The 23073-nt window shown below is 69.3% G+C and carries 20 protein-coding genes; 10 read left to right on the forward strand and 10 right to left on the reverse strand.

Translation table 11 applies throughout. The features are described 5' to 3' along the window. Positions 1 to 101: 101 nt before the first annotated feature. Positions 102 to 2807 carry a M14 family metallopeptidase gene (locus tag ACPXY0_RS01665; RefSeq protein WP_423927857.1) on the reverse strand — a complete coding sequence of 902 codons (2706 nt, stop codon included), beginning with the start codon at positions 2805 to 2807 and terminating at the stop codon, positions 102 to 104. A gap of 21 nt (positions 2808 to 2828) precedes the next feature. Continuing rightward, the gene (locus ACPXY0_RS01670) at positions 2829 to 4526 is read right to left on the reverse strand and encodes an AAA family ATPase (protein WP_423927859.1); all 1698 of its coding nucleotides are present in this window, start codon (positions 4524 to 4526) and stop codon (positions 2829 to 2831) included. Between the two features lie 172 nt (positions 4527 to 4698). Between ACPXY0_RS01670 and ACPXY0_RS01675 the strand changes: the two genes are divergently transcribed. Further along, the gene (locus ACPXY0_RS01675; RefSeq protein ID WP_423927861.1) at positions 4699 to 6051 is read left to right on the forward strand and encodes an IS1380 family transposase; all 1353 of its coding nucleotides are present in this window, start codon (positions 4699 to 4701) and stop codon (positions 6049 to 6051) included. 180 nt (positions 6052 to 6231) lie between these two features. Here ACPXY0_RS01675 and ACPXY0_RS01680 read toward each other — a convergent pair whose 3' ends face one another. Genes ACPXY0_RS01680 through ACPXY0_RS01710 form a run of 7 tightly spaced genes read right to left on the reverse strand, consistent with a single transcriptional unit; the run spans position 6232 to position 15836 of the window. Continuing rightward, positions 6232 to 6423, reverse strand: a complete 192-nt coding sequence (locus ACPXY0_RS01680; RefSeq protein WP_423927863.1) for an AAA family ATPase — start codon at positions 6421 to 6423, stop codon at positions 6232 to 6234. Beyond that, the gene (locus ACPXY0_RS01685; RefSeq protein ID WP_423927865.1) at positions 6420 to 6653 is read right to left on the reverse strand and encodes an AbrB/MazE/SpoVT family DNA-binding domain-containing protein; all 234 of its coding nucleotides are present in this window, start codon (positions 6651 to 6653) and stop codon (positions 6420 to 6422) included. The genes ACPXY0_RS01680 and ACPXY0_RS01685 overlap by 4 nt, the downstream gene beginning before the upstream one ends. A gap of 11 nt (positions 6654 to 6664) precedes the next feature. Then, positions 6665 to 9493, reverse strand: coding sequence for a leucine-rich repeat protein (locus ACPXY0_RS01690; protein WP_423927867.1), 2829 nt, complete (start codon positions 9491 to 9493; stop codon positions 6665 to 6667). Then, entirely contained in the window at positions 9490 to 10740 is a 1251-nt protein-coding gene (locus ACPXY0_RS01695; RefSeq protein ID WP_423927869.1) for a type II toxin-antitoxin system HipA family toxin, read from the reverse strand. Before ACPXY0_RS01695 ends, ACPXY0_RS01690 begins: the two co-directional genes overlap by 4 nt. 10 nt (positions 10741 to 10750) lie before the next feature. Beyond that, the gene (locus ACPXY0_RS01700) at positions 10751 to 11098 is read right to left on the reverse strand and encodes a hypothetical protein (RefSeq protein WP_423927871.1); all 348 of its coding nucleotides are present in this window, start codon (positions 11096 to 11098) and stop codon (positions 10751 to 10753) included. A 54-nt stretch (positions 11099 to 11152) separates the two neighbouring features. Next, positions 11153 to 15016, reverse strand: a complete 3864-nt coding sequence (locus ACPXY0_RS01705) for a hydantoinase B/oxoprolinase family protein (protein ID WP_423927873.1) — start codon at positions 15014 to 15016, stop codon at positions 11153 to 11155. Positions 15017 to 15047: 31 nt separating this feature from the next. Continuing rightward, a complete protein-coding gene (locus ACPXY0_RS01710) occupies positions 15048 to 15836 on the reverse strand; it encodes an SDR family NAD(P)-dependent oxidoreductase (RefSeq protein WP_423927875.1) in 789 nt (262 codons plus the stop codon). 258 nt (positions 15837 to 16094) lie between these two features. Between ACPXY0_RS01710 and ACPXY0_RS01715 the strand changes: the two genes are divergently transcribed. The 9 genes from ACPXY0_RS01715 (at position 16095) to ACPXY0_RS01755 (ending at position 22573) form a co-directional block, all read left to right on the forward strand. Next, positions 16095 to 16394: an AbrB/MazE/SpoVT family DNA-binding domain-containing protein gene (locus ACPXY0_RS01715; RefSeq protein WP_423927877.1), complete on the forward strand. Its 300-nt coding sequence runs from the start codon at positions 16095 to 16097 to the stop codon at positions 16392 to 16394. Continuing rightward, complete coding sequence (locus ACPXY0_RS01720; RefSeq protein WP_423927879.1) at positions 16351 to 16785, forward strand: type II toxin-antitoxin system VapC family toxin; 435 nt, start codon at positions 16351 to 16353, stop codon at positions 16783 to 16785. The genes ACPXY0_RS01715 and ACPXY0_RS01720 overlap by 44 nt, the downstream gene beginning before the upstream one ends. A 318-nt stretch (positions 16786 to 17103) precedes the next feature. Next, a complete protein-coding gene (locus ACPXY0_RS01725; protein ID WP_423927881.1) occupies positions 17104 to 17415 on the forward strand; it encodes a type II toxin-antitoxin system RelE/ParE family toxin in 312 nt (103 codons plus the stop codon). A gap of 113 nt (positions 17416 to 17528) precedes the next feature. Further along, positions 17529 to 17882, forward strand: coding sequence for a helix-turn-helix domain-containing protein (locus ACPXY0_RS01730; protein WP_423930535.1), 354 nt, complete (start codon positions 17529 to 17531; stop codon positions 17880 to 17882). Between the two features lie 9 nt (positions 17883 to 17891). After that, the gene (locus ACPXY0_RS01735) at positions 17892 to 18404 is read left to right on the forward strand and encodes a hypothetical protein (protein WP_423927883.1); all 513 of its coding nucleotides are present in this window, start codon (positions 17892 to 17894) and stop codon (positions 18402 to 18404) included. Beyond that, positions 18401 to 18607 (forward strand): hypothetical protein, encoded by a 207-nt coding sequence (locus ACPXY0_RS01740; RefSeq protein WP_423927885.1) that lies wholly within the window; start codon positions 18401 to 18403, stop codon positions 18605 to 18607. Before ACPXY0_RS01735 ends, ACPXY0_RS01740 begins: the two co-directional genes overlap by 4 nt. 218 nt (positions 18608 to 18825) lie before the next feature. Then, positions 18826 to 19209, forward strand: coding sequence for a BlaI/MecI/CopY family transcriptional regulator (locus ACPXY0_RS01745; protein WP_423927887.1), 384 nt, complete (start codon positions 18826 to 18828; stop codon positions 19207 to 19209). Further along, a complete protein-coding gene (locus ACPXY0_RS01750) occupies positions 19206 to 21293 on the forward strand; it encodes a M56 family metallopeptidase (RefSeq protein WP_423927889.1) in 2088 nt (695 codons plus the stop codon). Before ACPXY0_RS01745 ends, ACPXY0_RS01750 begins: the two co-directional genes overlap by 4 nt. Beyond that, the gene (locus tag ACPXY0_RS01755) at positions 21290 to 22573 is read left to right on the forward strand and encodes a hypothetical protein (protein WP_423927891.1); all 1284 of its coding nucleotides are present in this window, start codon (positions 21290 to 21292) and stop codon (positions 22571 to 22573) included. Before ACPXY0_RS01750 ends, ACPXY0_RS01755 begins: the two co-directional genes overlap by 4 nt. Here the strand turns inward: ACPXY0_RS01755 and ACPXY0_RS01760 are convergent. Beyond that, positions 22570 to 23067, reverse strand: a complete 498-nt coding sequence (locus ACPXY0_RS01760; protein ID WP_423930537.1) for an SRPBCC family protein — start codon at positions 23065 to 23067, stop codon at positions 22570 to 22572. The two genes, ACPXY0_RS01755 and ACPXY0_RS01760, sit on opposite strands and share 4 nt — an antisense overlap. Between the last annotated feature and the right edge of the window lie 6 nt (positions 23068 to 23073).

Genomic DNA, 23073 nt, shown 5'->3' on the forward strand with positions numbered 1-23073 from the left:
CTCCCACGACTTCAACCCCCCCGCGGTCCGGATCGTTGAGGCTAACCCGCGCGTCGAGCCCCCGGCAACACTTCAGGGACGAGGGTGAAGCGCCACAGGATTCAGCGGCAGCGGAGCCCCGGGCTCGCGGGGAGGCCGTCCGTCGCGGAGGCGGCGAGCGCGTTGAACAGGAGCTTGAACGTGTTGCGCGGCTGCCCGCGGAAGTGTGGGCGGAACGCGAACAGCACGACCTGTCCCTGCCCGACCCCCACCTGCGCGGCGGCGGGGTAGCCCGCGAGCACCTCGTCGCCGCCCAGCGTCCAGCCGCTGACGAGGAAGTCCGGGTCGGCGTAGCACACCGGGGTCGAGATCCGCCCGCCGCCGCCCGCCCCGCCGCCGCCGCCCGTCCGCTCGAGCACCTGGCTGCGGGAGAAGAGGGCCATCGCCTCCTCGTCCATCCCGTAGCCGAGGGGGTGGGAGGGGTCGATGTCGAGCCGGATCACGGAGCCGGGGATGAAGAAATCCCGCGAGGAGAGTCCCCGCGTCCGGTTCCGGAAGGGGAGGCCGAACGTCTCGACCGCGTAGTCCACCGCCTGGTCGACGGCGACGAGCCAGCCTCCGCCCTCGACGAATGCCCGCAGCCGGGCGGCGCCTTCCTCGCCCAGGCCGCCCGTGTACTGCTCCGGCATGCTGCCCGGTTCGTTCCCGCTCGCGATGCCCCCCGAGCCTTGCGAGGGGAGGAGGATGACGTCGAAGCGGGACAGGTCGCCGCTCCGCACGTCGGCGTCCCACACGTTCTCCCACTCGAAGCCGTACCGGTCCAGCACCCAGCGGGTCCAGCCTTCCGGCATCGGGGCCTGCCACGAGCGGTAGATCGCGACGCGCGGGGCGCGTGCCGCGGCGGTCGCGTCGGAGGGCAGGGGATCGGGCACGCCGGTGAGCGTGAGCCCGTGCTCGGCCGCGAGCGCCATCGCCGCGTCGCTCGACAACCCCGGGAGCCAGTACGAGCCGGCGGGAATGACGCCGTTCGGCGTCGACAGGTCGCGCGTGGTCCGGAAGCGCTCCCCGGCCTCCGCGGCCGCGGCCAGCCCACGGTAGACCCAGTTCGAGTTCCCGTGCAGCGCGAAGCCCGCCGCGCCCTCGCCGCGCACCTCGCCGACCTCCGCCGACACCTCCCCCCACTCTCCGGGCGGCATCTCGAACGGCTCGTCCACGTTCACCACCTCGAGGCCCATCTGGAAGCGGAGTTCGTAGCCGGTCATGTCGTACGGGGGCTCGGGCGGCCCGCCGGGGAACTGCCGACGGTCCGGGTACTGCTTGGGCTCCATCAGGTCGACGACGTACGGCCGGAAGGCTTGGGGCGGAATCACGTACGACCCCGCGGGGAAGGCGAGGTCTCCCGTCGGATCTCCCGCCGAAAACCCCTCCGACGCGCGCACGAACTCGATCCCCGACCGCGACATCAGACCCATGAACTCGACGACCGCGCCCGGGTCGTGCGACGCCCCGGGGTCCAGCACGTAGGCGAACGGTCCGCCCTCGGCCGCGTTCCCGCGCTCGATCTGGCGCCGGCCCATGCGGTAGTGGTTGAAGAGGTACTCCTCCCTGAGCTTGGCCCCCATGTCCGCCACGGCCTTCGCCGCGGTCATCATGTAGTCCATGGCGTCGCGGATGTGCCAGCAGCCGCCGAGCCAGGGGTTGTTGTAGTTCGTCGAGGGCGTCTTCGCGGGCAGGTTCCCGGCGCGGGCGCCGAACGTGTCGGGGATCTCGTCCTCGTCGTAGCAGCGCGGCGTCGCGTAGCCCGCGCCGGCCGTCTCCGTGAGGAAGCCGAGCATGTTGTGGTAGTCGGGCCCGCCGCGCATCGACCCGTTCCACCACAGGTCGAACACGATGTCGCTGTTCACGCCGGGCTTCCCCTCTTCGTCGAACCGGCGTCGCATCGAATGCCCCATCTGGTTGATCGAACTCACGACCAGCGGGTCCAGATTCGGGCTCACCGGGTTCTCGAACGGCGGCATCCAGATCCGGCCGGGGAAGGGGCTCGACTGGTGCTGGTTGTAGACGATCTGCGGGAACCAGTTGTGATAGAGCTGCCGCGTCACGGCCTGCGTCTCGACCTGCGTCAGCATGTACCAGTCGCGGTTGTTGTCGTGCCCGATGTAGTGGTGGTACAACTCGGGGACGCGCGCCATCTCGAACTCGCCGCCGACGTTCGACATGTACCAGTCGGCCACGATGTTGAGCCCGTCCGGGTTCATGTTCGCCATCAGCAGGACGATCGCGTTGTCGCGGATCCGCCGCGTCTCCGGGGACTCGTCCGTCACGAAGTGGTGCGCCATCTCGGGCATGACCTGCCCGTGCGCGACCTCGGTCGCGTGCAGCCCGCCGTCGATCCACACGATGGCGACGCCTTCCCGCGCCAGCGCCCTCGCCTCGTCCTCGGCCAGTACCGATCCGTACCCGGCTCCGGGATCCCGCGCGTAGGCGAGCGTCCGCGTGATCTCCTTGAGCCGCTCCATGCGGCGGAGGTTCGCGGGCGACGAGATCGCCGCCAGATAGAGCGGTTCGCCGCGGGTGCTCTCGCCGATCTGTTCCAGCGCCATGCGGTCGGTGGACGCGGCGAGCGCCTCGAAGTATGCCCTGATCCCATCGTAGTTCGTGAGCTTGTAATCCTCGCCGGGCGCGAACCCGATGATCTCCGCGGGGGTGGGCACGTCGCCGGCCCCGCCGCCGTCCGCGCACCCCGCGAGCAGCGCGGCTGCGCACGGGACTGCACATGCCAGTGCACCCCGGAAGGTCGCCCTAACGCCGGATGTCCGTTCCGACACCTGATGTCTCCTGCGAAGAGGTTACACTTCCACTCCAGACTCTTCGGATCGTGCTGCCGTGCCACGGGCCGGTTCCACGAGTTCCATCAGCAGGTCCAGCTTATCGGAGACTTCCTGCGGGATATCCGCGGGTTCGATCAGATTCACCAGCCGGTACAGGTCTCGTTTCCTCAATAGCATGGGAATCCCCAGTCTCTCTCCCAGGAGCCGAAAGAACTGCTCTGCCACGTCGCTCAGCTTCACCGAGTTCGCGTGGCCGAGCCACAGCAGCTGCGCAGCCTCGGGATCCAGCTTTTTCCAGGTTGAGAGGGCTCGGGTGTCGCCATCAAGAACGCGCTCCAGAACAACCTCGTGCATCACTTCATCGATCGATTCTCGGAGGCTCTCTCTGTCGAATTCTGGATCGGAGGGATGCGCCCGCTGCCAGGCGACGATGTCTTCCTCCGCAAACCGCCGGAGAATCCCGGGGTGGACGACATAATTCTCAATTCCGTAACGTCGCCAGAAAGTGATCGAGAGGCCGTCCTCCACCGAATCGGCGCGCGGGCGGCCATCGCTGTCCCGAATCCATAGGCCCCTCAGTCCGGGCAGCATTCCTTCCATGATCGAAAAATGGCCCTGCGGGTCGCCGAAGCCCCCTTCCACGCGGCTAAGCTCGGATTCGACATCCCGAACCGGGGAATTGTCCTGCGTATAGTATGCGTTGATACCTCCATCGTTTTCCCAAATGTCCGCAACGGGGTGTTGCAGCCTGCGCGCGAGCGCGTGGAGGATATCGAAGTCGGTCTGCCCTTCGGTATAGAGCACATGACCTCTTTGCCGAGCGCGGACGTAGTGTTCAGCCCCGTAATATGTCAGGGCGTCGCGGATGTCATCCCGTTCCGCCAGGCTGTACACGGCCCCGCCGAGAAGTAGAGTAAGGCTGTCCTTGAGCGCTTCCGCGTATACGACTTCGGAATGGGTCGCGATGACCACCTGCGAGTCGTTCTCGGCGGCGACTTGACGCAGCAGCGTGTAGACTTGCTTCTGACGAAGAATCTCGAGGTGTGCGTCGGGCTCGTCGATGAGCAGGACGCTCCGAGGGTGGGAATGGATGTATGCGAGGATGAGCAGCATCTGCTGGAGCCCCCGGCCAGCGAGGGCGATCTCGAGCGGCTCCCGTACTCCTGACTGCTTGTACTGGAGAGCGATGCCGCCGCGCACCGTCTCGGTGGGGTCCTCGAGTTCGATCGCGAACAAGCGACCCATCAACCGGACGATACGTCCCCAACTATCGGGGTCGTCCTGGTACACCATCAGACAGAGGTTGCGCAGTACCTGGGCCGTCTGTCCCTGGCCGAGCAGCACGTCGACCCGGCCCGGCTGGAGGAGCGGCTCCTCGATGTCGATCCCGGACATCGGGTACAGAAGTCGCACATCGATCCCGGCGGCGGTTTCGATGGCGCCGGGGTTCGCCAGCGTCGGTTCATCCGGCGTGCAATAGACAAGTTCGGTACCAGAGTTGCGGAAACTCATCGTGACGGGACAAATGTCACCCTCGTGCAGGACGCCGAGCGTGATCTCCATCATGATGTTCGTTCGGCCGGTGCGAACCACGGTGTTGTGCCAGAACTGGCGGGTACGCGGCACAGGTACGGAGACGATGCTCAGCCGGTTGAGCGCTGTCGCGGTTCGCTTGCGAGGGGGAGCTTCGCCCTTGCGCTCGAACCACGTCTTCACCCCGGATCCTGCGATCGTGGGCGCGGGGCTCGTCCGGGAGGGCGGCCGTAGCCGGGCCGTGGAGGCCTTGACGATAGTGAGATCATAGTTTCGGACTATGGAAAAGCACCGCCCGGGGCCCTACGTTCAGAGGGACTGAACAAGAGTTCACCCCGGAACGGAGGACACCCGAATGGTGCGTGGAAACGACTATACCGGACCGCGCCCGCACGTGCAAGGATCGGCGGCCGCGCTGAGGGTCCGCGGGGGCGGCGGGCGGATCACCGACGCGGGCGGCCTCGTCGTGGTTCGGAAGCTGTGGGACGCGCTGGGGCTGGGCGGCTGGATCGACCGGCGGAGCGGGAACGTCCCCGGCCGCTACCGGCCATCGCTCATGGTCGAGTCGTGGGTGGTGCTGCTCCTGTACGGCGGCGGGGCGATGGACGACCCGCCGCTTCTGGAGCGGCGGGGCGTGCGCCGCATCTTCGGCTGGGCGCGGGTGCCGCACCCGGCCACGTTCGGGCGCTGGTTGCGGGGTTCGGCGGCCGTGCTGTCGCCGCTTCTGGACGAGCTGTTGTGGCGGATGGTGCGGCGGCGCTGGGAGCTGGCCGGCGGGGCGCCCCGGTCGGCGACGATCGTCATGGACTCGACCGTCGTGGTGCGCTACGGGCTGAAGCAGGCCGGGGCGGAGCGGGGCTACAACCCGAAGAAGCGGGGCCGCCCCTCGCACCACCCCCTTCTGGCCTACGTCCTGGAGACGGGCGACTGCCTCGGGGTGCGCTGGCGGCCGGGGGGCGCGCACACGGCCCGGGGGGCGGAGGCGTGGCTGGCCGAGCTGGTGGCCCGCCTGAGGGGGGCGGGGGTGCGGCGGATCACCGTGCGGCTGGACAAGGGGTTCTTCTCCAAGTCCATCGCGCGGCGCATGGAGGAGCTCGGCGTGTCCTATCTGCTCAAGGTGCCGCGGCACGCCTGGCTCGACGGCTTCCGGGGCGCCTGGGAGACCGCCGCCCGGGACGAGGCCGGGGACCGGGAACTGAGGACGGCCTCCGGCGAGCTGTGGGGGACGCGGCTTCTCTCGGTCGAGAGGCGGAGACGGGTCGGGCCGGACGAGGGAGAACTCGATCTCGCGGCGTGGGAGACCACGATGAGCGCCGACGTTCTGACCAACATCGGGAGCATCGGCCCCGTCGAGGCGTGGCGCGCCTACAACGCGGGCGCGGTCGTCGAGCAGCGGATCGAGGAGCTGGGCCAGCTCTCGGCCGGCCGCACCGCGGTGGACGACCTCGGCGGCAACGCCCTGCTGTGGAGCCTCGCCGTGCTCGCCTACCAACTCCTCCACATCCTGCGCGCGAACTTCCTCGGCGGCCGCTGGCGCGCCGTGCAGCCGCGCGGCATCCGGCTGCGCCTGCTGCGCGCCCCCGCCAGGATCACCTCCCACGCCCGCCGAACCTCGCTCGGGTTCGCGCGCGCCGAACCGGCCCTCGGCCTCCTGCGACCGGCGCTCCGGGCCATCGAGCGGGGTCTCCCGCCGCCCGCGCCCGCCTAAATCTGACCGGCCCCAACTCCGGCTTTCCGAAGGCGCCGCGCGGCGGCGCCCACTCCCCGTGTCTCCGCGAGCCGTTCGGGACCCCTCCCGAGCCCCGCCGGCCCTCCGCCGAGGCCCGGTCCGGCCCCGAAAACGCCACCGCCCGCGCCAAGTCGCCACAACCGCCGGTCATAATCGCCCTCAGGCCGCCCGACTATGCGCCAACGCAGGATCCGGGTTCACGGCCTGTGACCAGAGCGCCATCGCCTGGATCGCAGTCGTCTTGCCGCAGTTGTTCGGACCGATCAGAACCGTGGGATGGTCCAGTTCAATGCGCTGCGCATCTCCGAACTGCTTGAAGTTCCGTATTTCGAGATAGTGTAGCGGCCTCATCTCAGATCCGGATTTCTCCCCACATCCGACCGGTCTCGGTCTCGGTTGACGGTCGTATCGATGCCCCGCACGAAGCCGCGGGCGGCCTCGATGGGTTCGAGCGGAATCAGCCGGACCCGTCCATCGAAGGCCAGAACCTGCACCTTTTGGCCCGGTCTGAGCCGCAGGCGGTCCCGCACGTCCCCGGGAATCGCGATCCGATACCGGGAAGAAATGGTCACGATGCTCATGTTGCAATCCATCAGTTCGGTATGACGCGGACGACCCGGCCGTCCGGGTCGACGACGGTGATCGGTCCTCTCAGGATGTCGTCGCCGTAGGGGATCGCGCGAGCGGGGGCCGCGCGCGCCGCGGCATCCGGCTGCGGCAGCTGGTACCATTCCGCCAGGCCCACCTTGACCGTATAGCCGAGATCCGCCAGCGACTGGACGGTGATCAGGCTCAGGGGTTCGCGCTCCCCGATGGCCTGGTAGGGCGTCATCAACTCGTGCCCCAGCACCGATTCCCGCCAGTGCGAGTCGGCGGCCCCGGGACCCGACTGGTTCTCGACCGGCACTTTCTCGCCGTCGTCGTAGTTCAGACCGCCCTTCTCGTCGAACGCCTGGATGGCCAGCCGGCCCGTGAAGTGGGTGTCCGCGTCCGGATTGTGGAGCGACGGGTCGCGGAGCAGGCCGTGGTAGCTCCACACCGTGCCGATCCCGAGCACGTGGCCGATCTCGTGCAGGATCACCTCCCCGACATCCTTCAGGTCGCCGTCCTCCGCCATCGAAGCCAGGTCGGCGGCGTCGAACTCGACCGCGCCGAGGAAGGGGAGGGCGGATCCCGCGCGGATTCCGCACGGCCCGGCCCGGGCCAGCGTGTGGCCGACGCCGTCGATCTCCCGGACCGAGGCCACGACGACCACATCGTCCACCGTCCCGATGCGCTGCTCGCTCTGGATGTCCCAGCACCCCGTCTCCGCGTCCTGGCCGAGCGGCACGTCCGGCAGTTCCGTGTCCGCAAGGATCGCCGACCAGAAGCGCACCGCCTCGTCCAGCGCCTCCGCCTGCGACTCCGTGACCTCGTCGAGGAGGATGAGATCGATGTCGAACGGGCGGGAGTTCGCCTCTCTCACCGTCACCCGGAAGGAGATCTCCGCCGTGCCTCCCGCCGAGTCGGCCGCGGTCACCGTGGCCATCGCGGATCCCCGGGCCACGGGGGTCAGGATCACCGTGTCCCCCTTGATCCCTCCCACGACCACGGCGGAATCGGACGTTCCGGCCGTGTAGGTCAGCCCCTCTTCCTCCGGGTCCCGGAAGTGGGACGACATGTCGATCATGGTCTCGTGGGCGCCCGCCTGCATCCGCTGCGGCGACACGTCGCGCACCGGCACCGGCGGCCGGTTCCCGCCCGACCCGAACAGGGCCAGGGGGTCGCCGAGCCCGATCTCGAGGCCGGAGGCCGCCGCCGGGATCGAGGGCGCCGGCCCCGCCACGACCTGTGCTTCGCCCGCGCCGCCCCCGCCGCCCGTGACGATGACCTCCGCGCTCCGCTCGCTCCCGGCCTCGATGACGGCCGAATCCGCCGACAGTGCGCCGCCGTGTACGGACAACGGGACCCGCATGCGGAAGGGCGCTCCCGCGGCCAGGCGGAGCCCGATCCGGGCCGGGCTCGCGGCGTCGGGGGCCTCGCCGTCCGTGCGCTCGACATCCAGCTGGAGCGTGAACGGAGCCCCGGGGTTGTCGGTCAGGAGGAGCGTATCGAGGCTCGCGAGTCCGACGAACATTCGCTCGGGCAGACCCGTCATCCGGTTCCGGTCCAGCCGCAGAATCCGGAGGTCCGCGAGCCCCGCGAAGGGTGCCGGGGAGAGCGTGGCGAGCCGGTTGCCGTACAAGCGCAGCACCTCCAGCCGCGTGAGGCCCGCGAACACGTCCTCGGGCAGCGTCTCGAGCTGGTTCCGGTCCAGCCGCAGTTCCCGGAGGCTGGAGAGCCCCTGGAAGACATCGCCGGGCAGCGTCTCCAGCCCGCTGTCCTGCAGGAGCAGGCTCTCGAGCCCGGAGAGGCCGGCGAAGGCGCCCGCGTCCACTTCCCCGATTCGGCCGTTGCCGAGGTACAGCCACTCGAGCGCGGGGAGCCCGGCGAAGGCGCCCCGGGGCAGCGTCTCGAAGTCGTTGCTGGCCAGGTTCAGCCGTGCCAGGCGCGCGAGCCCGGCGAAGGTGCCCGGCGTCAGGGTGGCGAACGCGTTCCCCCGCAGTTCGAGGCTCTCCAGCGCCGGGAGCCCCTCGAAGGCGCCTTCCGGCAGCGCCGCGAGTTCGTTCTCACCGAGGTCCAGCGTCGCGAGGCTCGAGAGCCCCTCGAAGGCACCCTCCGGCAGCGTCTCGAAGCCGTTGTTCCGCAGGCGCAGCGTCTCGAGGCTCGCGAGATCGGCGAAGGCCCCCGCCGGGAACTCCGTGAAGCCGACGCCGGAGAGGTCGAGGTTCCTCAGGTTGTAGAGACCGGACAGGTCGCCCCGCCGCAGAGTCGGGAGCTCGAACCCGGCCAGGTTCAGGGTCGTGATCCCGAGATGAGAAACCGTCACCCCCTGACAACTCGTGGCCCGCGTGCGCACGACGAGAGCGTCCCGGATCTCGGGCGTGCGGTCGCAGACGCCCTCCTTGATCGTCACCGCCGTGGAGGTCGTCCCCCCGAGGACATATCCGGCGTCCGTCGCCGGCGGATCGAGGCTGAACAGGAAGAATTCGCGCGCCGGCTCGATGTCCGCGTCGTCCCGGATCGGGATCCGGACCTCGACGACGCTCGTCCCGGCGGGGAAGGACGCCGACGTGCCGGGTTCATAGTCCGCCGCATCGGCATCAGCCGTGCCGGGGTCCTCGTCGGCCGCGAGCGTGTACCGAACGGTGAGGGGTGTGGTGGGCGCGGGATCGAGCCGGATCGACACGATGGCGTCCACGCCCTCGGACGCCTCCGGCGAGCCCGCCACGACCGTCGCCACCGGCGTGCGGGCGGGTTCGGGCCCCGGCTCCGTCGTGCCGCCGTCGCACGCGGCCATCCCCACGGCGACGGCGAGCGCCGCCCACCTGCTTCGTGTCAAACCCATGATCCGGCCAACGTCAGGTCCTCGTGTTCGAAGGCGGATTCCATCCGCGCAATGCTCCTCGCGGAAGCCCCCAGAGCGGCCGCCTCGGCCCTCCAGCCGGAGACGGCCCGCCCCACCTCGCCGGCGATCCGCTTCGCCCGGTCGAGTGCGAGTCCATAATACTCCGCCGTGGCCAATGCGCGGTCCAATGAAGCCGTCCCGTCATATTCGTCGATGTGTGTGCGGAGGACCCGCGGACGGATCTGGGTGGGGGTCGGGTTCAGGTCGTAGGCCGGAGAAAGACGCCAGCCCGGGGCGTCGTCATACAGGAAGCCGTGGTTGCGAAGGTGGTCATCGGTGTTCGAGACGAGGATGCTGAAGACGATCCTTCTCCAGAGTTCGGCCAGACCGCGCTTCGCGGCGACTCCGTGGCGGCGAAGCGCGTCCGCGATCTCCAGATAGGATCTTTGCTCGCGATCGTCGGCCCCCAGCATGCTCATCGCGGACAGGAAGGGCACGCGACGGGCGCCGCCACGATCGAAACGCCGCAGGATGAGGACAACCTGCCCGGCGACCCGCTCGAGACGCCAATGGGGAACCTCGATCCCGGCGCGTCTCGCCAGCGAGAGGGCGACGGCTTCCCAGAGCACGACATCGTATTCGTCCGCGGCATGGGGGAACTTGGCGATGGCGAGCCCGCCGTCGCTGTCCCTCACGGCGGCCTTGGGCCGGGCGCCCCCTAGCGAGGAGCCGGGCCCGAGGAGCAGCCGCAGGTCGTCAGCCCCTTCCTCATCGCGCGTGACCCGCGTCGAGGCGGCCAGGAGTCGTCCCAGATCGACCAGGGGAGGGATGCGCCTCGCGCGAGGCTCGGCGAGGAAGGGTTCGTCCGGGCTCCTTGAGAACCTGAGCGCCCCCATGCGCAGTTCGTCATCCACGCGGAGAAGGAAGTCGGACTCGAAGAGGGTGCGGGGCGCGCGCCCGTCCCGCCGGGCGCGTCGAACCTCGTCGCGCCGCAGCAGGACGCGTCCCCAGCGGTCCGGCGCCGAGTCGCCGATCGATCCGAAGAGCGCCCGTCGGGTGTGAAACGGACCGGGCCCAAGCGCCAGCGCCGGCTCGAGCGCGAACCGTCGCGGATGGTTCAGCCAGTCCGGATCGTAGTCGAACGACGCGCTCTCGCCGCCGCCGCGAACTCTGACCCGGAGTCGTCCGACGAGGGTCGGCGTTCCGTTCAGGTCGACATGGACCAGGATCCGGCGCTCCACGCAGACGGCCTCAGTCCCGCCCGCGCTCAAGCCGCGAGCGCGGAGCGGGATTGCGGACGCGCCGCGGCAGGCGCTCCTCGAGCAGGTCGAGCCCGAGGCCGTCCCGGCTGCGGTCGGCGAGTTCCGCCACGCCGTCTTCCATGCCGAGGACGAAGAGGACGGTCGCGTAGTTGCCCATCGAGACGCCGGGATCGCCGCGCTCGATCTTGTGCAGCGTGGTGCGGCTGATCAGCGCCCGTTCCGCCATCGTCGTCGCGCGGATGCGGCGGCGGAGGCGGGCGTCCCTGATATCGGAGCCGAGCTTACGGAGGAGTCGCCGAACCGGAAGCGGCAGCGTCCCCTGAATGTGTGTCTGCATGTTAATGACCATGATAATGGTGTGTGGACGTCATACAGTACAATATCATGGCCATTACTCCAAGTCTAAAGCACCGTACGCACGCGTCGCCTCATCGGCGGAGACGTAGCCATCGAGCACATCCTCCCGCACGCGCTCGGGCAGCCGCCCGGACGGGTCGCCGAGGCCGCCTCCGCCCGGGGTCTCCAGCACGATGCGATGGCCCGGGGGCACCACCTCGCGGCCCTTGGGCCGGAAGTCGCCCACCCCCGGCACGTGGACCCGCCCCGCGGCCCCGTCGCCGCCCCCGTCGCGGCCCCGGGCCGGGTTGCGCACCCGCTCGAACATCTTGGAGACGGCGAACGCCTCGCCCGACGCGTGCGAGATCTCCATCACCTGTCCGAGGCCGCCGCGGAACTCGCCGGGGCCGCCGGAGTCGGAGATGTACTCCTTCTTCCAGAAGATGAGCGGCGCGACCGTCTCGGTGATCTCGATCGGCGTGCTGCGGACGCCGGAGGGGAAGGCCGTCGCCGAGAGCCCGTCCTTCCCGGGGCGGGCGCCCGTGCCCCCGGCGTGGAAGGGGTTCACGACGAAGTCCTCGCCCCGGTAGCGGTGCGCGCCGGTCAGCCCCGGGGCGGCCATGATGACCGGGTTCCACAGGCAGGAGGCGCCCTCGGCGGGCACCGAACCGGGGCCCATCGCCTGCTCCAGGCAGCCCAGGACGACGTCCGGCAGCATCTGCCCGATCGCGTGGCGCGCGGCCACCGCGGCGGGCGGGGGCGCGTTGAGCAGGGAACCGGGCGGGGCGGAGACCGCGATCGTCGCCAGCGAGCCCGCGTTGTTGGGGATCTCCGAGCCCACGACGCAGCGTACCCCGAACGAACTGTAGGCGCGCGTATACGTGACCGGGACGTTGATCCCGCGCGACGACATCGGCGACGTGCCGTCCCAGTCGATGCGGATCCCGTCTGGACCCACCGTGAGGGCGCAGACGAGGTCGAGGTCCTCGTCGTAGCCGTCGATCCTCATCCGGTTCCGGTACGTGCCGGGCCGGAGGGCGCGGATTCGCTCCAGCATCGCCCTTTCGGAGGTGGAAACGATCGTCTCCGCCAGCGCCTCGAGCGCATCGATGCCGAACTCCGTCATCATCGCCGCCAGCCGCTCGCATCCGGTGCGGTTGCAGGCCGCCAGCGAGTAGAGGTCGCCCTGGGCCACGTCCGGGTCGCGGACGTTCGCCCGCACCAGCCGCATCAGCGTCTCGTCCACCCGTCCGCCGCGGATCAGGTAGCCGATGGGGAGGCGGATCCCCTCCTCGAACACCTGGTTCGCGTCCGCCCCGAAGCCGCGCCCGCCGACGTCGGCGATGTGGCTCGTCGCGGCGAAGAGCGCCACCGCACGCCCGTCCAGAAACGCGGGCGTGACGACCGTGAAGTCGTTGAGGTGTCCCGTCCCCTCCCACGGGTCGTTCGTAATGAGGACGTCGTCCTCGCCCAGCGTCTCCACCGGGAAGTCCCGGAGGAAGAACCCCACGGAGGCGGCCATGGCGTTGACGTGGCCGGGCGTGCCCGTGACCGCTTGCGCCAGCATGCGCCCGGAGAGGTCGAACACGCCGGCGGAGAGGTCGCCCGCCTCGCGCACGGGGGTGGAGAACGCGGTGCGCACGAGGGTCCGGGCCTGCTCCTCCACCACGGAGAGGAGCCGGCTCCACATGATCTGCCCCTCGAGGGCGGCGATGCCGGTCTGGGCCGCGTCCGCCGCCGCTGTCCGCCGCTCGACGAGGAGGTGGCCGCCGCCCAGCACCCGGGCCTCCCAGCCATCAGGGACCACCGTCGTCGTCTGGTCCTCGGCGATCAGCGCCGGGCCCTCGACGCGGGCTCCCTCCGCCAGCGCCCCCCGGATGTGAACCGCCGCGGTCGCCGACTCGCCGCCGGGTCCGTCCCACAGCCTGGTCCAGCGCGCGGGGGCCGGTTCCGGCGCGGCGGGTCGCCCCCCGAGCGACGTTCCCGCGGGAACGTTTTCCGCCGTTCCGGACCCCCCTCCGGACCCCCCTCCGGACCCCCTTCCGGACCCCAAGGACGTTCCCGCGGGAACGTCTGGGGTCGCGGGGGCGGTCACGACGAGGGTCCAGCTCAGGACCTCCACGTCGAGTCCCGGGATCGTCCTCCCGTACACCGTTTCGTAGCCGCGGTCGAACGCTTCGCGCAGGGCCGCCGCGTCCTCGACCCCCCCGGGGAGGTCGACGCCGATCTCGTGGCCCTGGCCCACGTAGCGCATGTAGGCGCGCGCCTTCTCGCTGGTGGCCGCCCCCGGCGCCCCGCGCGAGACGACGGCCTCCGCCTCCGCCCGCATCTCAGCGAACACCTCCCGCACGACCCCGGGATCGAACCCCGACAGTCGCATGTAGCGGCTTCGCACGACCTCGTAGGAGATGGGGGCGAGGAGGAAGCCCACGGCCGACCCCACCCCCGCGTCGGCGGGGACGAGGAAGCGGCCCACCTCGAGCTTGTCCGCCAGCCGCGCCGCGTGGATGGGCGCGGAGCCGCCGAAGGCGATCAGCGTGCGGCCCGCCACCCCTTTCCCCCACTCGATCGCGTGCGTGCGCGCGGCGTTGGACATGTTCTCATCCACCATCTCGCTGATGCCGAGCGCGGCGAGCTTCGGGTCGAGTCCCAGCTTCCCGCCCACGCGGGTCCCGACCGCCGCCGCGGCCCGCCCAAGGTCGAGGGCGATCGAGCCCCCGGCGAAGAGATCGGGATCGATGCGCCCGAGGACGACGTCGGCGTCGGTCACGGTGGGCTCGTCTCCGCCCCGGCCATACGCCGCCGGTCCCGGCTCCGACCCGGCGCTCGCGGGCCCCACCTGGATCCGCTCGATGTCGTCCACACCGGCGATCGACCCGCCCCCGGCCCCGATCTCGACCATCTCGATCACGGGGATCCGCACCGGCAGTCCGCTCCCCTGCTTGAAGCGGTAGCTGCGGGCGACCTCGAACGTCCGCGAATGGAGCGGCCGCCCGCCGTCGATGACGCACAGCTTCGCCGTCGTCCCGCCCATGTCGAAGGAGAGGACGTCGCCCAGTTCCAGCGTCCGCGCGAGATGGCTGGCGAGGATCGCGCCCCCGGCGGGTCCGGATTCCACGAGGCGGACGGGGGCCGCGACCGCCGTCTCGAGCGTCGTGAGCCCGCCGCCCGAGGTCATGAGAAGGAAGGGACACGCGAAGCCCGACTCGCGGAGCGAATCCGCGAGCCCCCGCAGGTAGCGGGCCATGAGCGGCTGGACGTAGGCGTTCGCGCAGGCCGTCGACTGTCGCTCGTACTCCCGCACCTCGGGGCACACGTCCGAGGCCAGCGTCACAGGCAGCCCCGGCCGCCATTCGTCGAGGATCTCCCCGATCCGCCGCTCGTGGTCCGGGTTGGCGTAGCCGTGGATGAGCCCCACCGCGACGGATTCCACCCCCTCCGCCTCGAGCGTCGGGAGGAGCGCGCGCACCGAACCTTCCTCCAGCGGCACGAGCACCCGCCCGCGATGGTCGACCCGCTCCTCCACCGGCAGCCGAAGCCGGCGCGGGACGAGCGGGGGAGGGCGGTCGACGCCGATGTCGTACTGCTCGAAGCGGTTCTCGTGCGCCATCTCGAGGGCGTCGCGATGCCCCGACGTCACGACGAGCGCGGTGCGGGCGCCGCGCCGCTCGATGATGGCGTTCGTGGCCAGCGTGGTGCCGTGGATGACGAGACGGACGGCGGAGGGCGTGACGTCCGCCAGCCCGAGCACCTTGTGCACCCCCTCCAGCACGCCGCGCTCCGGCAGCGCGGCGGTCGTGAGCACCTTCGTCGTGACGAGCCGCCCGCCGGCCTCCAGAGCGACGTCGGTGAAGGTCCCGCCGATGTCGATCGCGAGCCGGGCGTCGCGGCTCGACTCGTCCATCGCCTTGCCGTTCATCCGCCGCCCACCCGCCGCTTCGAGCGCCGCTTCACCCGTCTTCGCGCAGCGGGACGGTGTAGTTGAGCGCCAGCCGTCCTCCGTCCGGGTAGATCGTCTCGCCCGTCAGGTACGAGGCGTAGTCGCTCGCGAGGAAGACGGCCACCGTCCCGATCTCCGCCGGGTCGCCGAACCGTCCCAGCGGGGTGCGGGAGAGGATCGTGCGTCGGGCCTCATCGTCGGCGATCACCGAGTCGAGGATGTCCGTGACGATCGTCCCCGGCCCGATCGCGTTGACCCGGATGTCATGCGGCGCGAGCGCCAGCGCCATGACCTTCGTCAGCTGCATCACGCCGCCCTTGGAGGCCGCGTAGGCGAGCTGGTTCGGGATCGTCACCACCGCGTTCGTTGAGGACATGTTGATGATCGACCCCTTCACCCCGCGCGCCACCATGTCTCGCGCCACGAGGCGGGAGAGGAGGAAGCTCCCGCGCAGGTTCACCGACAGCACCCGGTCGAAGTCCTCCACGGTCACGTCCAGGATCGACCCTTCCGCGATGATCCCAGCGTTATTGAGCAGGATGTCGCAGCCGCCGAAGCGGTCGGTGCACGCGTCGAGGAGCGCGGCGCAGTCGCTCTCGTCGCTCACGTCCGCGGGCACGGAGAGCGTCTCCCGGCCGGTCTCCTCCGCGATGCTTCGCGCGGTGTCTGCGCAACGCGCCTCCAGCACATCCCCCAGCACGACATCCGCCCCGTGACGCGCGAAGGCCAGCGCGCACGCGGCGCCGATCCCCTTCGCCGCCCCGCTGACGATGGCGGTCTTCCCCTCGAGTGTGATCACGTCAGAGCCTTCCTCGTTCGATTGACCACTTCCCCGGCGACGCTTGGCGCCGTGATGTCTGGCGTCGTGATGATCCCGGTTTGATCGCCGCCGCGAAAGTTGTTGAGATCGAAGGCGGCGGTCCCATGGTATCGACGAAGGCGGCGTGTGGCATGGAGCAGCAGGAGATCCTCTGCCGGTGGTGGCGATGTTGCCCACTCGCGACCCGGACCCTGATATGGTATAATATCACAAGATACCATATATGTGGAGTATACCATGAGAGAAGAACCCAGGCAGTCGATCCCCGGGAGTTCGCCGGATCGCTTGACCGATACCGAGCGCGTGACGATCGACGAGGCCGGTCGGCTGGTCGTTCCCGCGCGGTTTCGAAAGGCTCTGGACATCCGAGGCCGACAGCAGTTGGTCGTCGGGCTGGAGGGCGACACGATCCGGCTGCGCACCCCACGCGGGGCGCTCGCGCGCCTGCAGGCCATTGCACGGCAGAAGCGGAAGGGGTCCGGGAGCGTCGTCGATGAATTCATCCTGGAACGGCGAGCCGAAGCCGCGCGTGAATGAACCGATCGCGAGTGTTCTGGACGCTTCGGCCGTCCTGGCGGCACTCTTCGAGGAACCCGGAGCGGAGCGCGTCGTCCGCGCGCTTGAACGTGGCGCGGCCATGTCGTCCGTGAACGTGGCCGAAGTCGCGGCGCGCCTCTCGGAGCGCGACTGGACCGCGACAGCGGTGGCGAGCGTTCTCGATGAACCGGGGATCGAAAGCATTCCCTTCGACCACGAAACCGCCCTGCTCAGCGGCGCCTATCGCCAGAGGACACGGCACCTCGGCCTCGGACTGGGTGACCGGGCCTGTCTGGCCACCGCGTCCAGGCTCGGCCTCCCGGCACTCACCGCAGATCGGAAGTGGGCCGATGTCTCCATCGCCGACGTGATGGTCGTCCTGATCCGGTAGAGGACCTGCAAGTACAAGGCCGGTAGGCCACACGCTGCTGACGGACCCACATCGGAGGTCTAACGGTTCAACGCCTCCGACTCGTCCGCTCAACGGGGGGTTTCATCTCGCCGCTCTGGTAGTTAACACTTACGTTACTCTTGTGTGGTGGAAGGTAGCGCACGTGAAGTCTCTTCTCGTGGACGGCGACGGATCGGAGTGCTCCTGACATGCTGGAACTGCTGACATCAACCGTGTGGTTCGCTGACCGAGGATACGCTCGTGCCACGTCGTCCCGAGTACGTTGGATCCAAGCTTACGATCGAATGTATGGAACGAGTGGACGGGTCCTACCCGGCCGGGGAGTTCTTGGACGAGTTGCCGGAGAGGAGCCGAAAGAAGCTGGACGTGATCTTTGAGATGCTTGGAGACCAAGGGCACATCCGAAACAAAACCAAGTTCAAAAAAGTCGAGGACGCAGTATTCGAAATCAAGAGTCACCAAGTCCGGATCTTCTGTTTCTTCACTAGCGATAGGCGACTTGTTCTCCTGTTCGGTCTCATGAAGAAACGGGATGAACATAAGAGAAAAGACATAGTTAAAGCAATCAGAATGAGGTCCGATTTTCTCGACAGACAGGAATGCAAATGAGTGAGATGACCAATCGGGGGTGGATCGAGCGGCAGACCGCCAGTCCTGAGTCTCGCAGGCTGTACGAGGAGGAGCGCTTGATTCTGTGGGCAACGGAAGCCGTGGCGAAAGCCATGGCGAATCAGGGACTCACCCGTGCGCAGCTCGCGGGAGCTCTTGGGACGAGCCGCCCCAACGTGACCCAACTCCTCAGCGGGTCTCGCAACATGACCCTGCGAACCCTGGCGGCCTTGGCGCACGCGTGCGGTGCGCGGGCGGCTGTCCAGCTCGAACCGCTTTCGGATTGGAGGTTCGAGCAGCTTGGGGAACGGGCGGTGCAGAGGCTGCGATACGCCAAGGTTCAACCGGTCGTTCCGATTACGTTAACGCAGCTGGAACTTGATCAGTCCCTCTGCAAGTCGGAGGAACGAACCGTGCCGGGTACCACGAACAGCGTGGAACCTGCGCCCCTTGCCCTCGTCGCTTAGGAAGTCGTCGTGACTACAAATCTCGATCGCGCGAGCTTGGTGTCGCGAAGCGTGGCTATCGAGTCCGTCAACCTCACCCATGCCGAGATGAAGACGGGCTTCGATCCCTTCAATCCGCCGGAAGTTGCTCGGCTGACTCAGCGATTTCGATGCCGATTCGAATTGCCGCCCAGCCGACTCGACTGCTTGCTTGTGCACATTAACCTGGTACTTGAGGGCACCGGTGCCGAGAGCGCTGAACAGGAGCAGGAACTCGTCAGCATCGACGCGACGTTTCTGGCAGTGTATCGCTTGGAAGACGCCAGCTCGTACCCGAGCGATGCCTTGGGCCACTTCGCCGAATTGAACGGTACCTACAACGTGTGGCCGTACTGGCGGGAATTCGTTCAGACCTTTGCGGCCCGGGCAGGTATGGGTGGCTTGGTAGTCCCGGTCTTCAAGCCGCCGATCCGGCCCGTCGAAGAACCCGAGCAGATTTCGCCACTTGAGGAGTCGGCATTGCTCGAGCCGGAGAATCTGTGACGAACGACGCGGGTGACGAGATGCGACAGCGTGACGACGATTGGGTCGAACTTGTCCGCCGCAACCATGGCGGCGGGATCGACTTCCACAAGCTCGAGGCGTCGCGCCGTCGGCTCGGAATCGAGGGCGACGGCAAGAAGTGGCCAAAGGAATACGATGACCCGGCGTTGAGCCGCCGCGTGCTCGGCCTCGACCGCGAGTGATCTCGCTCGGCTGACGGCAGGTCCCTCATCGCCCCGTCCGCGCGTTCCTGCGGGAACGTCTCCGGATACGCGGCATCTCGATTGCAACCCTCCGGGCGTGGCCGTTGTCTGCAGGATATGTTGATTTTTCAGCACACGCCTGCCAGGTTGTCTTCTCAGGAGGGGATATCGTCCCCCGGAGAGTCCGTGAGGCGTCGCAGGAAAAGGAGACGGTCACAGTGAGTCCACTCCCGAAACTAAGCAGACGAGAGCGCGAGGTCATGGATCTCGTGTACGAACTGGGGAACCCGACGGCCGCCCGGATCCAGGAGAACATGGCGGATCCTCCGACCTACTCGGCCGTCCGTTCGATCCTTAGGGGGCTCGTGCACAAGGGGCATCTGGTCAGTGAACCGGACGGGCCCCGCTACCTCTATTCGCCCACCATGCCGGCCCTGCGCGCCCGGCGCTCGGCCATGCGCCGCGTGCTCAAGACCTTCTTCGGGGACTCCGTGGAGGGGGCGGTGGCCACGTTGCTCGAGCTGCGCGAGGGCGGTCTCACCCCGGAGGAACACGCCCGCCTCCAGGCGATGATCGAGAAGGCGGCGGAGGAGGGACGGTGAGCGGCGCCGGCGCCCAGAGCGGCGCGTTCCTGGCCGTGGCCCCGGACGTCGCCTTGGATGCGGTGGCGCTGACCGCGCAGGTCACGCTCCTGCTCCTGCTGGCGCTCGCGCTGGCGTGGTTCGGGCGGCGGGGGTCTTCGAGGACCCTGCATCTGCTGTGGACGGCGACGTTCGCCCTCGTGCTCGCGCTCCCGGCGCTCGGCCTCATCGGCCCCTCGTGGGAGGTGCCGCTCCTCCCCGCCCGCGGCGGCGAGTCCGCCCCGGCCGCGATCGAGGCCGCCACTTCCGCCACCTCCTTCGAGGCCCCCGGCTCGATCGCGACTCGAGAGACGGCCGAAGTGCGAGAAGCTCTGGTCCTGGCGGAGCGGGCCCGGCTGGCCGCGCGCGCCGACGGGGTGGGGAGCGCCTCTGCGAACGCCGCCACGGGGCGCTCCGTCGCCCGGGTCGCGTGGATCGTCTGGCTGGTCGGGGGTGCCCTGTCGCTGGTCTCGCTCGCCATCGCGGCTCTCCGGCTGCGGAAACTGGTGCGGACGGCGCATCCCGTGCGCGATCCCGAATGGGTGGGCGAGGCCGCGGTGCTGCGGCGCCGGCTGGGTCTCCGAGGCGGGATCCGGCTCCTCTCAAGCGAGACGGTGGCGACGCCGATGACGGGCGGTCTGTGGCGGCCGGTGATCCTGCTTCCGGCTTCGGCGGCGACGTGGACCCGGGAGCGGCGGGCGGTCGTCCTCACGCACGAACTCATCCACGTGCGCCGACGCGATGCGCTCCGGCAGCTCGTGCGCCGGGTCGTGCTCGCCCTCTATTGGTTCCACCCCCTGGCGTGGATCGCCTCGCGCCGCGCCGCGCTCGCCAGCGAGCAGGCCTGCGACGAAGAGGTGCTCGCCCTCGGCGCCCGGCCCTCGGACTACGCCCGGCACCTTCTCTTCCTCGCCACCGGTCTCTCCCGCGGTCCGAGGGCGCTGGCGCTCCCCCTGACGCACCCCATCGTGCACCCCTCGCAACTCGAGCGGAGGATCACGTCCATCCTCGCGCGGCGGCGTCCTCGCCCCAGCATCGTGCGCACGGCCCTGACGCTGACAGTCATCGGCGCGGCGGGGGTATCCATCGCCGCCGCGCGCCCGGTCCCGGTCGAGGAAGAACCCACCGGAGCCGCGGTCGAGGCTCCCGGCACAGTCCCCGTCGAGGCTCAGCGCGAGGTCGTGCGGGAGCTTGCCGCGCGAGAGGCCGCCCTCGTCGCCGTCCGGGCCGCCGCCGCCCGGGCCGCCGCCGTGCGGGCCGCCGCGCCCGCCGCTCTGCGGGAGGTCGAGTGTTTCCCGTCCTCCGATTCGATCCGGTCGTTCGCCTTTCGGGGTGACGGCGGGGTGGTGTCGAGCTGGAAGTGGATGGATGGGGGATTCACGATCGCAAGACCGGTCGCGGGGATGCGGCTCTGCATGCGTGGAGAGGGCGAGTTCATTCTGAACGCCGAAGGCACCGCGGTCCGGTCGCTGGCGGACGACAGCTGGCTCGTCGTCGAGTCGACGGGCGAGAAGACGCACCGTCTCGTGGTCACGCACGGCCCCGAAGGGATCGAGCGCGAATGGAGCATCGACGGCGTCCGCCGACCCTTTGACGCGGAGGCGCGCCGGTGGCGCCACCTGATGTTCACGGTCATGAACCGCTATCGGGACGCCTGGTTCTCCTACGCGGGAGGACTCGTGCTCTACGGCCGAATCTCGGGATTCCGCAGCGAACTCTCGGACCTGCAATCCGCCATGCGCGACGCGCGGCCGGCGGAGGTGCTGCGCGAACTCGAGCAGGATCTCGTCAGATGGGAGATGGGGCTCCACCGAATTACGGAGGCGATCCGGCGCTCCGATCTCGACGCCCAGCTCGCGGAAATCGCGGGGCGGATCGCGGACATCGACTTCGCCGCGGCCAGCCTGATGACGGAGATCGAGGCGTCCGACCTCGAACGCCGGCTGCTTGAAATCTCGGAACTGGTCAAACGCGAGGCCGGAGGCCCGGATCTGGAGCAGCGACTGGAGGAGGCGGAGCGTTCGCTGGAGGACGTGCTCTCGGAACTGCAGCGGGTGACCCGATGACGGCCGGCGCGCGCCGACGCCTCGGCGGGGGGCTGGCGGCAGCCCGGGCGGCCGTCCGGCCGGCAGCCCTCGCGGCGGTCCTCGGAGCGGTCGGATTCCACGCGGAGGCGGCAGTCGCGCAGGAGGTCGTGGATCTCCCCGCCGAGGATCGTCTCCTGTCGCCGGATCTGGAACTCGTGTACCGTATCGGCTCCGCCGGGGCGGAGGCCGAGTGGGAGGAGTTCTCGTCCATCGAGAGCCTGTGGTTCGACGGCGCGGGGAACCTCCACGTCATGGACCAGACGGGAGGATTTCTGGGCCGGGCCCGCATCGTCGTTGTGGATCCGGCGGGAGGGCTCGTGACCGAGTTCGGCCGCTCCGGCGACGGTCCCGGCGAGTTCCGGGCGCCGAGGCAGATGTACGTGTGGGCGGACGGGAGCACGATGGTCCAGGACATCAGGCACATGGGCTACCACGTCTTCGCCCCGGGCGGCGAGTTCGAACGCATGCTCGGGATGGAACTGGGCAGCGACGTGCGCCCGGAGCGCACCGGCGGCCGGAGCGTCGTCGGCGGTTCCTGGGACTCCTCGACGGGCGACGAGGGGCGGGTCATCCTGCGCTTCGATCTGTCGTCGGACGAGGTGTCGGAGCAAACGCTGGTCGAGGCCTGGGCGCCGCGGGAACAGGAGGAGCGATCCCACACCGTCGAGGACATCGAGGACATGGTGCGCGCCGCGTGGGCGTTCGAGCCTGCACTGCTGTTCGACGTGCTCCCATCGGGCGGGGTCGCGTTCTCGGACTCGTCGGCCTACGCGATCAAGCTGACCGATCCGTCCGGCGCGGTCTCGCGCGTCCTGCGCCGACCCATACGACCGCTGCCGGTCACGGAGGCCCTGCGGCGGGAGGAGCGCGATCGCCGACTCGAGAGACTGCGCGACCCGCAGGTCAACGTGAGAGGGGAGCCGTCGCCCGAGCTCCTGGTGGTGCTGAACGCGCTGACCGCGGGTCAGGAAGCCGCGGTTGAGAACATGCGGTTCTACCCCGAAGTGCCCGTGATCGCGGCCGTCCGCACGACATGGGACGGAACCCTCTGGGTCCAGCGCAGCGCGGAGCCGGGCGCGGAAGAGCCGGGCCCCATCGATGTGCTCACGCCGGACGGGCGCTACCTGGGCACGCTCGCGCCGGATGTCCTCGAAATGCCGGCCGCCTTCGGCCCCGGCGGCCTCGTCGCCTTCGTCGAAACGGACGCGTTCGACGTCCCGGTCATCACGGTGAGCCGCCTGCCGCCCGCGATCCGCTAAGCCGGCAAATGGTCGCGCGGACGTTCCCGCGGGAACGTTTTCTCGTCCCGAGGTCCGAGCAACTCCGAAATGGCGCGGCGGGGGTAGTCGAAGATCCGTTCCAGCTCGGGACGCACGAACCACCGGTCGGCCAGAGCGCTGCCCGGGACCGCATACGTGACCTGATCCTCCACGCGCGTGCCTCCGTCCTCCGCGCGGAAGCGGTGCTCGTGGATCCACTTCCGGTACGGGCCGCGGCGCTGCTCGTCGACGAAGCCGTGCGGCGGATCCCAGCGGGTGATCTCGCTCCGCCACCGGATCGGGACGCCCCGCAGCCGCAGGCGATAGTCGATCGTCGTCCCCACTCCCATCTCGATCGGGGGAGGGGTCAGGATCCGGAACCGCACGAAGGGCCGTGTGATCCGCTCCAGGTTGTGGGTGTCGGAGAAGAAGGCGAAGGTCCGGTCGAGCCGGCTGGGTACCCACTGCGAGGCCGTGAAGACGCGGTCTCTCAGGACAGA

The organism is Candidatus Palauibacter sp. (assembly GCF_965237495.1).
Lineage (GTDB): Bacteria > Gemmatimonadota > Gemmatimonadetes > Palauibacterales > Palauibacteraceae > Palauibacter.